Consider the following 15,014-nt stretch of genomic DNA (forward strand, 5'->3'; position numbering starts at 1 on the left):
GACTTTATTTTTTTAGAAATGACAATCAACTATGTTATGACCATTATCCCAGAATGGGCATAACATAATCTCTTTATTTAACGTGAGGCTTGATGGCTGCGCCCAAAATTTGATACCCCTTCTCATTGGGATGCAACCCGTCCGAGAAAAAAGACTCATCGATCACACCCTTTTTCAAAAACACCTTTCCGGGATCAATGTACTTTGCTTTCTTCTTAGCCGCAAGGTTTGAAAGCATTGCATTTAGTTTTGCAACGCGCGCTTCTTTTTTTCTCCTGGGATAAATACCAATCATCACGACTTCGCTATCCGGCTGACGGTTCTTTATGACTCCGAGCATCAATTCCCAACCCTTCACAATCTCATCATCCGTGTTGTAGTCGAGATTATTGGTACCAATATTGATAAAAATCTGCCTGGCTTTGTAGCCATCCAATTCGCCATGGTAAACACGCCAGATGACATTTTCGATACGATCCCATCCATATCCCATGTTCCTTACGCCCTTGACACCAAACGTTGAGTTCCATGACGCTGCGCCCGATATCCGGTGCCCCTCTGGCTTCCCTCCCCAGAAGTGGGTAATTGAGTTACCTATCAACACCGTTTTTGGTGGCTCTGTCTGGTTCATTTCCAGAATTTTCCGGTGACGTACTTCCCAGTCATAGCTGCCAGGCTCCCGCAGTTGGGTCACAGGCTTTGTGGTGGATACTGTACCTATCGGTTCATGCAGAATATTCCGTATGTGTTTTTCATATCCTTCTGCGTAACGCATCATTCCCAGATCAGACGGGTGTGTACCATCCACCATTGTTTCAATATCCTGATTGAAGTCTTTCTTTGGCAACATATAAATTCCCGAAACGCCTTCCTGAGTCAACGACTTAAATGTTTCCTCCAAAATCGTATTGAGCTGCTGATAATAGTTACCTCTCATGACATTTAGGCCTTCATCGGTATAACCCGCATGTTGGGCCAGCAAAATGGGCACGCCGGGTCGCCTGGCCTGAAGCGTTTTTACCGCATAAACAATGCGTCTTTTTACTTCATCGGGGGTGAAATCCGGATTGGCATCATTTCCCAGTATCATATTGGGCAGACAATCCAGGATGTAAATTTTAGCATCGATTTCAGCCAGCATATCAATGACAGCTTTATCCAATTTGCCGTTACCTGAAAAACCCAGGTTAATCAGCGGTGTATCCATTTTCCTTCCCAGAATTGCCGTCCAGGCCATCCCCGGGCGGGAGGCACACGCACCTTGCGCAATAGATGTCCCGTAAACAACAACAGGCTTGTCGGGGCGCACAGGTAATGCACTGAAAGCACTGCCCTCCGGAACCCCAATTTCCATCCATTTTACCTCATTATACAAAGGCAAAAACAGACGATACTCCCGCCCTCTCTTGTGATATTTATCGTTGGGTTCGATGTTCTTAAAACTGTACATAATGGTATCCCCGAAGGCATATCTGCCAGCAGACCAGCGAGATTCCCCGTCACTGCTGACCGCATACAAGTCAACACCACTGACACCCGTTGCTGGCATATGTGGCATACCATGTTTCCCGGAGACGGTATAACGCACCCGAATTTCCGGCGCATCGGAGCGAAAGCGAATCATAAGACCTGCTGCCTGACGGGAAAGTCCCCATACCGCATTGGTTACGGCACCTTCCGCCCTCGCAGGGAGTCTGTCGTATGGCTTTTTTATTTCTTTCGGCCAGCCCTGGCCTTCCAGAACCGGAAAGGCAGAAGATTCCGGATTCCACCATTTGAAATTTGTGACTTGGGAAAAAGAAGCGCTTGCTGAAAAACAAAGCAGAATGAACAGAAGGAAGAACCTGGATTTCATAAAAAAATGGACACTGTTGTATTTCTACAAAAGTGTCCAGGACGGCGCTATTTACTTTGAAACGATGTTTTATTTCAATACATAATCACTTTACGATGACTCCCTCAGCGATAAATGTCAACTCATCCTTGGGTTCAGTGATTTTACTTATTTCTTCTTTGCTTTTTCCGGCATCCAGCGCATAGTGCTGAAGATGTTCAACAGACACCACTTTCTTTTGTGCTTCTCCTTCAAAAACAACCGTTTTTCCTGCAATGTCTTTGGGAACAAAAAAAGCATAATCTTTAAACAGTACACGCATGGTCTCTCCATCCGCCATTTTTACTTTCATCCAGCAACCTTTAACCTGGCAAACGGACTCCACTGTGCCGGTAACCTTGGCTTCCATGGCCTCCTTCCCTGCCATTTTGTGTGACAACGCACTGGCCTCTATTGCTTTTTTGTCATTGATCTCTTTGCCGAAATGAGATTTTGACTGTGCAACTGCGCAAAAGGATATCAAGATGCCGAAAAACAATATTAATAACTTTTTCATTTTGTAGCAGACAGGTGTTTGATTAAACAAAAATACCGAAAGAAACTGATACACGAAGCTACTAAAAAGTCAGGGTGACCGTACCATTATTCCAAAACTTCAACCCAGCCCTTACAGTGATTCCCACCAGGCGTATCCACTGTAAAATAATAGGTACCATTGGGCACCTTTTTACCCCAGTCATTTTTATAATCCTGAGAGAGATAAACGCTTTTTCCCCATCGGTTAAAAACCTCAAAACGTGAGTTGGAAACGGGAACCACAAAATAATCATTTTTACCATCCCCATTCGGTGTAATCACGTTGGCCAGAATGAAAGGTGAATCCGCCATCATCTTTTTACTAGTTGACAAAGCACATCCGGCCGCATTGTAACTGGTGAGGGTAATTGTATACTCGCCCTCTCTGTCGAAAGAGAAATCCGTTACATCCTTTGAGGTTAAGACTCCTCCTGCTCCCATTTCCCATTCATAGCGCTGCGCATTACCGGATTTATTCACGAATGCATATTTGGACAGCTCATTACAAGCGGCTTCTTTTTTTGAAATATCAAAAGACGGCTCATACGTACGATCCACATTTAAAGTAACCTGCCTCACGGGCCGGCATCCATCTGCGTAGATGCCTTCGACAACGTAAGTGGTCGTGACCGTTGGTTTTACCGTAACTGAGTTGCCCACCGTTGCAGGCAGCGTGGGGTTAGGAAGCCAATGATACTCTTTAGCGCCACCGGAAACTGTAAGCACCGAGGATGCGCCGGCACATATTTCCATATCAGGCATGATAGCGAAGTCATTCTTTTTCTCCACCACGACTTTTACCGTTTTGGTGACTTTGCAACCGCTTGCATTACCGATCTCGACGGTATAGTCAGTGGATTGCTTTACATTGACGGTCGGGGAAGCGATCTGTGCATTATCAAGACCGGTGGCTGGTGTCCACTTGTACTGTGTACCTCCCGAAGCCCATAGTTTCAGATTGGTGTTTTCACAAACCGCTGTATCCCCTTTGACTAATACATCCAGGGTTTCCACAATGATTTTTTTCTGGGCGATGTCTTCTCGTTTGCAGGAAAGCCGGTTGTATGCTTTCAACACAACCGTGTATTCACCCGGGGTATTAAATACAAAACCTGCTTTTTCTTCTTCCCTGGAAATGGTATTCCCGTTGACCTGCCACAGATAGTCGATTCCCCCCTCGCTGGTATTCACAAACGAGAGCGAAAGGGGAGCACAGCCTTTCGTCACATCTTTTTTAGTACCTTCAAAAACATCAAAATTTGCAACCAGCCGATCTATGTCTATTTTAAAAGCAGCATTGTTACAATTATCGCTGTTGTTGGTACTGGACCATGCCTGAGGTGTTACCGGAAAATAGCTCCCACCGCACGAGCAGGTTGCATGATAGATCATGCCATTTTTATCAAAACGGCTGGTCCCGCCGTCCACATGATCACCCTGTGCGATACCGGTGCGATCCTGATTTCCAAAATAGGTGGCATATAAAAGCGACTTTGCCCCTTCTTCCAAAATGGCAATATAAAAATTGCTGCCATTGGTTGCCGGTTGTATGGCATCCTGAGTTACCGGCAATCCGACCGTACTGCTAGCAGTATTGTTTTCGTTAAAAACATTGACCTGCCCACCCCATCCAGCTATATAAATATTTCCACATTCGCTCACCAAAAAAGCCGTAGGTGAGATATCAGGCGTACCTCTCCCCGATCCGACCACGGTCGAAAATAATGATTGCGACAAGGTATGATCCAGTTTGTGAATAAACTGACCACTGTTGGCATTGCTGTACACGCCCGTCGAAACCGGATACTTCCCTTTCGAAAGTCCGTACACGTACACACTGCCGGCCTGATCCAAATCTAGCAAATAAGCCCCATCCGCCAGGCTCGTACCCAGGTAAGTGGTTCCGGTGAGCTTGTCGTTACTGTACCGGGACACGAAAGCGTCCTCTACGCCATTTAATTTGGGCTGGAAAGATGTGCTGTGCGTTGATAAATCGCTGCTTTGGGTAATTCCAGCAATATAGATGTCCCCTGTTTTTGCAACTTTTACCGAAAAGGCAGCGTCATAGCCGTCACCTCCCACATAAGTACTCCAGATCAGGTTACTGAAAGTGTCCGATATTTTTAGAAGAACCCCATCCTGCCTACCCGTCAGGACACTTTTCGCAGGATTTTTTAAAGGAAATTGTTTAGAATTGGTAGAAGACGCCACCACTACATTCCCTGCCAGATCCAAACCTATCTCGCCCCGAAAGCTATCTCCATAGTTATTGATACCTACATTCTGCTCTGTGCTGAGCCCGTCATTACCCTCCCCTCCCAAATAGGTGGAAGCAAGAAGCTGACTTCCGCCTGCGTTGAGCTTTGCCAGGAAAATATCACTTCCATTGGGCAGATCCAGACCAGATATGGGCACCGTAGTGATGCCGCCGCCAAACAATGGCTGATAAGCGCCTTCACGAATAGGAAAATCTTTGGAAGAAGTGGCGCCGTAGATCAACAATTCATTCTTTGCATTTACAATCAAACTACTGGGTATATCGGTGCTTGCTCCACCCAGGTAGGTAGCATAGAGTAATTGAGACCCGTCGGGGCTAAATTTAAGTATAGATACATCAACCTCACCAGCAAACTTGGTCTGGAACGCTCCCACCGTAGCCGGAAAATCCTTCCCGAATACCGTGCCGCCGGAATAAAGATTTCCCTGATCATCATATGTTGCAGTATGCCCCCAGTTATCGGACGTCGATCCTGAATAGGTTGAGAAGATCAGCTCGGGGTCTATGGTGAGTGTCTGAGATCTGGAATAACCCTTGGGTAAGGCAAAGCGTAGCCGATTTCCATCCATTAACACAAAGCGGGAAGAAACCTCTACCGTGCGCTTATTTACAACCTGAAAAGAATAGGGCTTGGCTTCCTTAAAAACACCCGCCGTGGTGCGCACAACCACTTCTCCTTCTCCATTCAGGGTTACATCATTGGCTCCGTTGTATTGAAGGGCAATCTGAGAAGCATCTCCATTCGGATGAACGATAAATTCGTATTTTAATGTAGACTGATAAATGTAAATCCTCAAATCAATATCCTGGTACACATTTTCATACAATACCTCTTCAAATGCACCCGCTCCACCAGCCCATTTTGTGCGGTCGTTTCCCAGAAAAAAATTGAATTTCGCCGATAACTGGCGTTTGGGTATATGCCGAATTTCCTTGTTACTGTTTTCAAACAGAACCTCCACACCATGGGCCGTAATATCTTTTGAAACCGGAGCCGCCTTTAAGTCACTTCCCACAGGTTTTTCCCGGGGTTTATGGTGAGAGCCCACCTGGCTTGCATCATACAAAACATAAACCAGGGACTTATCTTTTAAAAAGAGGAAACCTCCAGGCAAATCTGCACGAAAGAGAATATCCTTCTCCCATTGCCCTTGATTTTGGACAAAATAAGAACCTGCCGAAAAACACAGATTTGGCAGTCCCAGCAGAAACAGAATGAAGATGAGTGTTGTCGGTAAATTTTTTACCATAGTTTCGATTCACCAGTTTCTATTTGAACGCAGAAACCGAAATGATATTTTCACAAAATTCATATTCCTGTGACACATTTGAGCCCAGAATTACAATTTGATTTTCGCTCAATGCCGATACATTGTCAAGGTACCAGGCAATACCCTGGGAGTCCAGATTGCTGGTAGGTTCATCCAGAAAAACGACCGGCACATCAGACATGAAAGCCAGCCCAAGTTTGAGCCGCTGCTTCATCCCCGACGAAAAATGACGAACAAACTTATCAGAGGCATGTGGCAGCTGAATAAATTCTTCAAACGCCCCAGCCGACATCCCATTTTTGAAAGACTTGAATTTCATATGGAAATCGATGTGTTCACGAAGCGTAAACTCCTCTACCAGCTCCATGTAAGGTGCCGCCACGACGATGTATTTATACCAATCATCCACACCAATCTCCATGCCCGAATCGTCCACATATCGGATCGTACCTTCCGACACCGGAAACATACCTGTCAGCAACTGTAAGCAGGTGGACTTGCCACTGCCATTGGGACCTACAAAAACGTACCTCTGTCCTGTCCGTAGCTCAAACGTAGCACCCCGTAGAATCCACTCACGGACAAATTTTTTACCAATACCATCAACAACAATTTGCACAAATCTTAATTTATAAACGACTGCTCAGGAAGCATCAGTTTGAAGAATAGTAATTATAAGCTGACAATGAATTAATTATTAAATCTATTCAACTTCGGTGATGGTCAATTTCACGAGTTCAATTCGTGTATCCTGCATTGAAACAATCTGAAAATAATAGGGTGACATATCGATCACATCATTCACGTCGGGCAAGTCGCCGTGAACATGGATCAGCATCCCGGCAAGTGTATCATAATCACCTTCCGGCAAGTGCCAGTCATATTTTTCGTTGAGGTAATCAACCTCGTGACGCGCGCTCAGCATATAAATGTTTTCCTCCACTTCACGTTCTGTCCAGTCCTCTGTTGAATCGTATTCATCCTGGATTTCCCCAAAGATCTGCTCCACCACATCTTCAACACTGACGAGCCCGGATGTACCACCAAATTCGTCCACAACCAGCGCGAGACTACGCCTTTCTTCCAAAAACCTCAGCATCAGATCACTCGCCGGCATGGCTTCGGGCACGATGAGGATGGGGGTTACAATGCTGGCAATTTCCTTGGGTTTCCTGAATAACGAAAGCGCATGACAATAGCCCAGTACATCATCTGCCGATTCCCGCTGTACGATAATCTTGGAATGTCCGCTTGTAAGAAACGCCCGTCGCAGATCTTCAATGCTGTCGTTCACGTTAACAGCCGAGATCTCCGTACGTGGGATCATACAATCGCGAATGCGTAAATCTTTAAAGTCCAGCGCATTGATAAACATCCGCTCCTCTATGCTCTGATCATCGAAATCAGGATCATCCGCCGACACTGCGTCGTCACGATAAGAAGCGGATAAAATATTCTCCTTCACGAACGGTTCAACCAGCCAGTAAACAGGCGTAATCAACCACTCGGCAAATCTTACGGGAAAGGTGTCTAACGTCAGCAAGGCAGGAAAGCTTCTACCTGCCTTCACCCAGCTGGTATAGCTCAGCATCCACAGAAACGCCAGACCTACGAAAAGAACGAGGATGGCAAACTGCTCCCCTATCTGAAAATGAGCCTGTAAAAGGGGATAAACAAAAGCAATTGAATAAAAAACACCAAGTGCCACCGCAAGCAACCTTACCATCCGGAGAATTCGTCTCCTGTAAAGTGTCTGCAGAACAAGTTCGGGCTTCTCGTGGCGCAGGGAATAACGATCAATCGAGACATCAAGTAAGACCGACCTCACTGCCCCAAAATAACCCGCCAGAATAAAGAAAATGATTGTGAAGCCAAGTGATAGAAAACTCATTTTTTGTTCTTTTTGGATGCCGCAGCCTTATTTACCTCTATTTCCTTCTCATTGGCACTTTGAGCAGTTGCTGCCTTTAACCTGTTGAACTGAAAAAATAACAGACACACCAAACTTACAAGCAGCAGCCAATAACTTTCCAATAAACCCGCCCGGCGAAACTCCAGCACCCACAAAACAAAAAAACCAATACCGCTCGCCAATAGGATGGTACGCGTCAATTTTGAATTCATAATCAATGTTCATTAAAATGGCCTGCCATGAATCTGAAAGCACACCCACTCATTTTTATCTCCAAATATACGCAGTTTGCAATAAACCACTCAGCTAAAAGCAGACTAGCGGATAACTTATAATATAACCGTTATATCCCTGTCAATTTCTTTAAAATCCCTAACTTGCAACAATTGCCTTACAATCCGAACTCAATAACCGAATTGTAAAAATTTTTCTTGAAAAAATATCCTTTACTATGAGCGAAACTACAAAACGCTTTGCACCTGGTGTTGTAACCGGTGACGGAGTTAGCGAAATTTTCCGACATGCCAACGAAAATAACTATGCCCTTCCGGCAGTTAACGTGGTAGGAACCAATTCCGTAAACGCAGTTCTGGAAACGGCGAAGGCTGTGAACAGCCCTGTGATCATTCAGTTTTCTAATGGCGGTGCTATATTCTACGCCGGAAAAAGCCTTTCCAATGCGAACCAACAGGCGGCGATCGCAGGTGGAATATCAGGAGCGCAGCACGTGCATCAAATGGCTGCTCTTTACGGTGTTCCTGTTATTTTGCATACGGATCATTGCGCTAAAAAACTCCTTCCCTGGATAGATGGCCTTCTTGAGGCGGGCGAAAAACATTACGATGCTTTCGGAGTACCGCTGTACAGCTCCCACATGCTTGACCTTTCCGAGGAGCCCCTTGAGGAAAACATTGAGGTCTGTGCCAAGTACTTTGAGCGTATGGCCAAAATTGGCATGACCCTTGAAATAGAACTTGGGGTAACAGGTGGTGAAGAAGACGGCGTAGATAACAGCGACGTGGATAGCTCCAAGCTATACACTCAGCCCGAAGAAGTAGCTTATGCCTACGAAGAGCTGTCGAAAATATCTCCAAACTTTACAATAGCTGCTGCTTTTGGAAACGTTCATGGTGTTTATAAGCCGGGTAATGTAAAGCTTGAACCGAAAATCCTTCGCAATTCTCAAGAATTTATCAAACAAAAATTTGGCACCGGCGACCTTCCTGTCAATTTCGTATTCCATGGCGGATCAGGCTCTTCGCGTGAAGAAATCCGTGAAGCAATTGAATACGGTGCGATCAAAATGAATATCGATACCGATATGCAGTGGTCGACCTGGGAAGGAATCCTGAAATACTACAAGGAAAAAGAAGCATACCTGCAGACACAACTCGGCAACCCTGATGGTGCTGATTCCCCCAATAAAAAATACTACGACCCACGCGTATGGTTGCGTAAAGGTGAAGAAACGATGATCGCACGTCTCAAAATTGCGTTTGAAGATCTGAACTGTATTAATCAGCTGGGTTGATTTTAGATAATCACAAAAGAGCCTGCGAATTCAAAGCGAATTGGCAGGCTCTTTTTGTTTTAGGCCCAATTTTTCTGAGATAGCTCAGGCTGATCAGGAAAGGCCCCTATTTTACAGAATTTGAAAGAAAGCATTTCAAGTTACTCTTCCAACTCCACCTTCCCCATGATCCTTTTCCGATGCGCCATTCCCCAGTCTCTTAGTACTTCAATAACCGGTTTGAGAGAGTTACCATAATTGGTCAGGGAATATTCCACCACGACGGGAATGGAATCGAAAACGGATCTTTTAACCAGACAGTTCGCTTCCAGATCCCGCAGCTCCTTCGACAGCATTTTATCCGTAATACCAGGAATTTCCTTAGCAATCTGAGAAAAACGTTTATTGCCAAACATCAACGAAATGATGATTGGCAGCTTCCATTTCCCACTGAGTACTTCGAGTGCATCCCGCACGGGCAGGATGCTTTTGGTGCACTCCCCCAGGGTATGCACTTTGTTCGCTTTACTTATTTCCAGCATAATATTCAGGACCTTTGAACTATTTTCACTATCCTTTGGTATAGTACTTACAAATGTATAGTATATTTATTTAAGTTTGCACACGAATATATAAAAAATAAAAAAAGATGAGTGAGCTAATAGAAGACCTGAACTGGAGATATGCTGCCAAAAGAATGAACGGAGAGTCCATTCCCCAGGAGAAACTAAGTACAATTCTGGAAGCGATAAAATTATCGCCTTCATCTGCGGGTCTCCAACCCTATAAAGTGGTGGTAATTGGTGACAAAGAAATCAAAGACCGAATTTTCAAGGAGGCAGCTCCACAACCACAAATACCAGAATCATCACATGTACTGGTGTTTGCAGCCTGGGAGAAAATTACAGCGGATCACATCAGCGAATACATGCAACTGATCGCAAAAACACGGGATATCTCAGTTGAATCTCTGTCTAAATTCCAGGAGAGTATTACGGGTGGTATTCTGAGCCGGACCGAAGAGGTAAACTTTGACTGGGCAGCGCGGCAAGCCTACATAGCTTTGGGTCATGCACTGGTAGCGGCAGCAACAGAACACATTGACGCCACACCGATGGAAGGATTCAACAATGCCAAACTTGACGAGATCCTGGGGTTGAAAGCTAAGGGATTAAAAAGTGTTGTGATCATGACACTGGGCTATCGGGATCAGGAAAATGATGTGCTGGCCAAAGCGAAAAAAGTAAGAAGGCCCAGTGAAGAGCTTTTTATAGCGGTTTAGGAATTGGCTGTTGGCTGGGCGCCCCCGGCTAGGCGCCCCCGGCTGTGGGAAAGAAGATCATTTAAGAATTGGTTCAAAAAAGAGATTTTATGAAAGTTGAAATATGGAGTGATGTGATGTGCCCCTTTTGCTACATCGGCAAACGGAAGTTCGAAAAAGCTTTGGAACAGTTTCCTGAAAGGGAGCGTATTGAAATTGAGTGGAAAAGTTTCCAGCTTAATCCTGATATGAAAACGGAGCCGGGCAGGAGTATCAATGATTATTTGTCAGAAGTCAAAGGCTGGGAACCTTCCTACGCAGAAGAAGTAAGTAATCATGTTACAAAAATTGCGTCCGAGGTAGGGTTGGAATACAACATGGACCAGGCTGTCGTTGCCAACTCATTTGATGCACATCGCTTTGTTCAGTATGCCAAAACCAAGGGCAAGGGTGACGCTGCCGAAGAACAATTGTTTAAAGCATATTTTACGGATGGAAAAAATACGGCCGACCACGAGACGCTCCTGGATCTTGGCAGAGCAATCGGGCTGGACGACGTTGAGTTGAGTAAGGTACTGGAAGGCAACCAATTTGCTGACCACGTGCGTAAAGATATTTATGAGGCGCAACAGGTTGGTGCCCGTGGTGTTCCCTTTTTTGTACTCGACCGCAAGTATGCTGTATCGGGCGCACAGCAACCTGAAACATTCCTCGGAGCACTGAAAAAATCTTTTGCCGAGTGGGAAAAAGCAAATCCAGCGCCCCTTATTACCTATGCAGAAGGCGCAACTTGTAAGCCTGACGGTTCCTGTGACTAGAACGAAAAGATACATCGAATAAAAAAGCCCCGGCATTTGCGTTTTGCGCAATACCGGGGCTTTTCTTACATTGCCGTGCACAATACATATCATCATGGCAATCGACCGGAATTCGTTACGGGGAAAACTTTTTATCATCATTTTTGGAGCGCATACAAAGCATGGACGGCAGTTCGATGTATTCCTGCTGTGGTTTATTGTGACCAGTGTCCTGGTGGTATGCTTGGAAAGCGTGCCATCCATCAGGAACCAGTATCACGGTCTACTTCATAGCCTGGAAGTTTTCTTCACCATTGTTTTTACTATTGAGTATTTACTACGGCTCTACAGTCACCCCAAACCGCTTACCTATTTTTTAAGTTTTTTTGGAATCATAGATCTACTATCCATCATTCCATTTTACCTCACGGTCATTCTCCCCGCCGGTCACTTCCTGGTCACTATTCGCATAATCCGTCTTTTGCGTGTGTTCCGTATACTTAAACTCACCAGTTTTGTTCACCACGCACATGTACTTAAAACGGCTATTATTGCTAGTTTGCAAAAAATAACGGTATTTATGCTCACCATTATATCACTGGTGCTCATCATTGGTACGGTTATGTATGTGGTGGAGGGAGAGGAAAATGGTTTCACAAGTATTCCACAGAGCATATATTGGGCAATTGTCACCATCACAACGGTTGGTTATGGCGACCTGACACCGCAAACACCCCTGGGCCAGGTCATCTCGTCGGTAGTAATGATAATGGGATACGCCATAATTGCTGTCCCTACCGGCATTGTCACCGTGGAAATGTCCAGATCCATGCCGGTAAGCAGGAAAGCCGAACAGGTGGAATGTCTCTCATGTGGGAAATCAATGCCACTAAATTCAAACTTTTGCAGTAACTGTGGTCACCAGCTCAATGAATAAGTTACCCTGTAATGACAGCACCAAAAACGTAATGAAAAGTTTCACGCTCTTTCTTTTGTATTGTTTTTGTTTCACCAATTCATTTGGAGGAGAATTACATGGTCGAATTCTGACCAGCAAGGGTGAAGTATTGCCGTATGCAGGTATTGCTGTTAAAGGAACTACCAATGGAACCATCGCCAACGAGGAGGGCAGGTATGCGCTCAGTCTGCCACCGGGCTCGTATGAGATCAGCATACAGTATCTGGGCTTCAAAACCATTTCGCAGGTTATTACAATTGGTACCGATTCGAAGGAATTAAACTTTACTCTGGAGGAGCAGGCCCTCAACCTCAAAGAAGCCAATGTAGGCGCAGGCAAGGAGGACGCGGCTTATACCATCATGCGTAAAGCCATAGCCAAATCGCGTTTTCATCAACTTCAGGTTCGAAGCTACACAGCAAAAGTATACGCTCGAAGCACAGCTATTCCAACCAAAATTCCCTTTTTGGTAGAAAAGAGGCTAAAAAAAGAGGGTGTTCAGGAAGGGAAGGCACTTTTGAACGAAAGTATTTCAGAAATAAAATACAGACGCCCCAACACCTTCTCTCAACGTGTAATTTCCACCAGAAATAGTCTCGACAATAGCATACCTTCTCCAAATGAATATATACTCGCGAGCTTTTACAGTCCGGAAGTTGCCGGCACGGTGTCACCCCTTTCTCCCAAAGCGTTTAATTTTTACAAATTTGAATATGAGGGATATTTCGAAGAGCAGGGCGAAATCGTGAATAAAATAAAAGTAATTCCCAAAGCCTATGGGGAAGGCGTTTTCAAGGGAAGCATTTACATTCTGGAAGGCAGGTGGTCCATTCACAGCTTTAATCTGCAGACCACGGCAAGGGGATTGGATATTAGTGTCAAACAGCTTTTCAATCAGGTACACTCTGTCTGGCTGCCGGTTAACCAGCAATTCAGAATACAGGGTGGCTATCTGGGTTTTGCAGGAGAATTTAAATACCTGGTTTCTGTAACTTACCAAAAGATGGATACTGATCCCAACTTACGGGAAGATATTGTAATCCATGATCATAAGATTGACAAACAGCCCGAACAAAAAAGGAGGAGTGAAAAACTCGACAAACTGATTGCGGGACAGAAGGAGTTTTCAACCAAAGATTTCAGAAAGCTGACCAAAGAATACGAGAAAGAACAGCTGAGGGATAAACAAAATGAGTTGGAAGGCCCACGGATGGTAAGGCAAGATTCAATCACCGTGGATTCGCTGGCCAACAAACGTGACACCACTTACTGGTCTACCCTAAGGCCTATTCCACTTTCCAAAAATGAGGCTGCGGGTTATGTTTTACAAGATAGCCTAGCCATTGTAAAGGAGGCTAAAAATGAAAAAGAGCGCCCGGACTCCACCCATGTAAAATTAACCCACTTTATACTAGGCAACACCTACTCCCTGGGTAGCGGCAACTTTTTCACCATCGTCAGTCCAATACTTGGTCTTGGGTTTAATACCTTAGAAGGCACGGCATTCAACCTCATCACAGAATATCAGAAAAAATGGAAAGACTCGTACCAGTTTAGTATTCGTCCCACGGCTCGTTATTCTTTTGGAAGACAAAAATTTTATGGTACAATTGAGACCAATGTAGGCAATCGTAACTGGAACCTCAATATTACCGGTGGCGAAATGGCCAGTCAGATTAACCAGAACAGACCCATTCTTCCTTTTATTAACAGTGTTGCGACACGTTTGTTTGAAAGAAACCTCATTAAACTGTATCAAAAACAATTCATTAAGGCTGAATTTTCCAGGCAAAATATCCTCGACGTGGTATCCGTCAGTGCAGGCCTGGAATATGAAGGCCGAAAAGAACTTTACAATCTCGAGAATACAAGTCCCTTCTTATTCTGGGATAGGTTTTCCTACTCGCCAAACAGACCGTTAAACCGAGAGATAAATAACACCGGTTTCCCCACCAATCACGCCGCACTTTTGGACCTTAACCTGAGCATCCGCCCCTGGCAACGGTATTTATTACGCAATGGCGAAAAGCGTTATCTGCGAAACAGAAACCCAATTTTTGGCATGCAGTATAAAAGCGGTCTTGGATTTGCCGGCGACGTCGACTTCCACTACCTACAGGGCTCTGTGCGCCAAAACATGAATCTGGGTCCACGGATCGATCTGGACTACGTTGTCAGCGGTGGAGGATTTCTGTCTGCTAAACAGATTTATTTCACAGACTACAGGCATTTTATGGGGGGAGAGTTCTTCCTTCTGACCGGTAGCCCATTAAGTGATTTCCGAATGCTGCCCTATTATCTTCACAGCACATCCTCCTGGTTTTATCAGGGCCATGCAATGCTATCGCTGCAGCGCTTTCTGGTTACCCAAGTTCCCGCTTTACGACTGACGGGGATCAAAGAAACACTACAGGTCCATTATTTAAGTGTACCTACTTTAAGGAACTACACCGAGCTCGTTTACGGCATCGATAACATCATGCGGCTTCTTAGGGTTGAAGTGGTTGGCCGGTTTGAGGATACCCGTTTCAAAGGGTTTGGCGTCAGGGTTGGAACCTCGTTCAGGATTGGTAACGGAGGAAGATAGGGCGACGGGTATTTCAACTATTATCAAAGG

General features: G+C 45.0%; 12 protein-coding genes. 5 read left to right on the forward strand and 7 right to left on the reverse strand.

Annotation, left to right across the window (positions count from 1 at the left end; genetic code table 11):
- Positions 1-73: 73 nt before the first annotated feature.
- The 6 genes from DYADSP32_RS11230 to DYADSP32_RS11255 form a co-directional block, all read right to left on the reverse strand.
- On the reverse strand, positions 74-1,855 hold the full coding sequence (locus tag DYADSP32_RS11230) for an SGNH/GDSL hydrolase family protein (RefSeq protein ID WP_149242644.1): 1,782 nt from the start codon (positions 1,853-1,855) through the stop codon (positions 74-76).
- A gap of 85 nt (positions 1,856-1,940) precedes the next feature.
- Positions 1,941-2,390, reverse strand: a complete 450-nt coding sequence (locus tag DYADSP32_RS11235) for a DUF4920 domain-containing protein (RefSeq protein WP_149242643.1) — start codon at positions 2,388-2,390, stop codon at positions 1,941-1,943.
- A gap of 86 nt (positions 2,391-2,476) precedes the next feature.
- Complete coding sequence (locus DYADSP32_RS11240; protein ID WP_149242642.1) at positions 2,477-5,938, reverse strand: gliding motility-associated C-terminal domain-containing protein; 3,462 nt, start codon at positions 5,936-5,938, stop codon at positions 2,477-2,479.
- 19 nt (positions 5,939-5,957) lie between these two features.
- Positions 5,958-6,578, reverse strand: a complete 621-nt coding sequence (locus DYADSP32_RS11245) for an ABC transporter ATP-binding protein (RefSeq protein WP_149242641.1) — start codon at positions 6,576-6,578, stop codon at positions 5,958-5,960.
- Between the two features lie 84 nt (positions 6,579-6,662).
- Positions 6,663-7,850, reverse strand: coding sequence for a hemolysin family protein (locus DYADSP32_RS11250; RefSeq protein WP_149242640.1), 1,188 nt, complete (start codon positions 7,848-7,850; stop codon positions 6,663-6,665).
- Positions 7,847-8,083: a hypothetical protein gene (locus DYADSP32_RS11255; RefSeq protein ID WP_149242639.1), complete on the reverse strand. Its 237-nt coding sequence runs from the start codon at positions 8,081-8,083 to the stop codon at positions 7,847-7,849. Before DYADSP32_RS11255 ends, DYADSP32_RS11250 begins: the two co-directional genes overlap by 4 nt.
- A 239-nt stretch (positions 8,084-8,322) precedes the next feature.
- Between DYADSP32_RS11255 and fbaA the strand changes: the two genes are divergently transcribed.
- Positions 8,323-9,402, forward strand: coding sequence for a class II fructose-bisphosphate aldolase (fbaA, locus tag DYADSP32_RS11260; RefSeq protein ID WP_149242638.1), 1,080 nt, complete (start codon positions 8,323-8,325; stop codon positions 9,400-9,402).
- Between the two features lie 140 nt (positions 9,403-9,542).
- Here the strand turns inward: fbaA and DYADSP32_RS11265 are convergent, their stop codons facing one another.
- Positions 9,543-9,923, reverse strand: coding sequence for a winged helix-turn-helix transcriptional regulator (locus DYADSP32_RS11265; RefSeq protein WP_149242637.1), 381 nt, complete (start codon positions 9,921-9,923; stop codon positions 9,543-9,545).
- A 107-nt stretch (positions 9,924-10,030) separates the two neighbouring features.
- Between DYADSP32_RS11265 and DYADSP32_RS11270 the strand changes: the two genes are divergently transcribed.
- The 4 genes from DYADSP32_RS11270 to DYADSP32_RS11285 all read left to right on the forward strand — a co-directional run bounded on the left by DYADSP32_RS11270 (position 10,031) and on the right by DYADSP32_RS11285 (position 14,984).
- On the forward strand, positions 10,031-10,663 hold the full coding sequence (locus tag DYADSP32_RS11270) for an NAD(P)H-dependent oxidoreductase (RefSeq protein ID WP_149242636.1): 633 nt from the start codon (positions 10,031-10,033) through the stop codon (positions 10,661-10,663).
- Positions 10,664-10,752: 89 nt separating this feature from the next.
- Positions 10,753-11,460, forward strand: a complete 708-nt coding sequence (locus DYADSP32_RS11275; protein WP_149242635.1) for a DsbA family oxidoreductase — start codon at positions 10,753-10,755, stop codon at positions 11,458-11,460.
- 94 nt (positions 11,461-11,554) lie between these two features.
- On the forward strand, positions 11,555-12,376 hold the full coding sequence (locus DYADSP32_RS11280; protein WP_149242634.1) for an ion transporter: 822 nt from the start codon (positions 11,555-11,557) through the stop codon (positions 12,374-12,376).
- A 31-nt stretch (positions 12,377-12,407) separates the two neighbouring features.
- Positions 12,408-14,984, forward strand: coding sequence for a DUF5686 and carboxypeptidase regulatory-like domain-containing protein (locus tag DYADSP32_RS11285; protein WP_149244885.1), 2,577 nt, complete (start codon positions 12,408-12,410; stop codon positions 14,982-14,984).
- Positions 14,985-15,014 lie beyond the last annotated feature (30 nt).

The organism is Dyadobacter sp. 32, from assembly GCF_902506755.1.
In the GTDB taxonomy this organism is placed as follows: domain Bacteria; phylum Bacteroidota; class Bacteroidia; order Cytophagales; family Spirosomataceae; genus Dyadobacter.

Bases quoted from the DNA above. Each gene is read 5' to 3' on its own strand.
- DYADSP32_RS11230 (WP_149242644.1), bottom strand. From the start codon at position 1,855: ATGAAATCCAGGTTCTTCCTTCTGTTCATTCTGCTTTGTTTTTCAGCA.
- DYADSP32_RS11235 (WP_149242643.1), bottom strand. From the start codon at position 2,390: ATGAAAAAGTTATTAATATTGTTTTTCGGCATCTTGATATCCTTTTGC.
- DYADSP32_RS11240 (WP_149242642.1), bottom strand. From the start codon at position 5,938: ATGGTAAAAAATTTACCGACAACACTCATCTTCATTCTGTTTCTGCTG.
- DYADSP32_RS11250 (WP_149242640.1), bottom strand. From the start codon at position 7,850: ATGAGTTTTCTATCACTTGGCTTCACAATCATTTTCTTTATTCTGGCG.
- DYADSP32_RS11255 (WP_149242639.1), bottom strand. From the start codon at position 8,083: ATGAATTCAAAATTGACGCGTACCATCCTATTGGCGAGCGGTATTGGT.
- fbaA (WP_149242638.1), top strand. From the start codon at position 8,323: ATGAGCGAAACTACAAAACGCTTTGCACCTGGTGTTGTAACCGGTGAC.
- DYADSP32_RS11265 (WP_149242637.1), bottom strand. From the start codon at position 9,923: ATGCTGGAAATAAGTAAAGCGAACAAAGTGCATACCCTGGGGGAGTGC.
- DYADSP32_RS11270 (WP_149242636.1), top strand. From the start codon at position 10,031: ATGAGTGAGCTAATAGAAGACCTGAACTGGAGATATGCTGCCAAAAGA.
- DYADSP32_RS11275 (WP_149242635.1), top strand. From the start codon at position 10,753: ATGAAAGTTGAAATATGGAGTGATGTGATGTGCCCCTTTTGCTACATC.
- DYADSP32_RS11280 (WP_149242634.1), top strand. From the start codon at position 11,555: ATGGCAATCGACCGGAATTCGTTACGGGGAAAACTTTTTATCATCATT.
- DYADSP32_RS11285 (WP_149244885.1), top strand. From the start codon at position 12,408: ATGAAAAGTTTCACGCTCTTTCTTTTGTATTGTTTTTGTTTCACCAAT.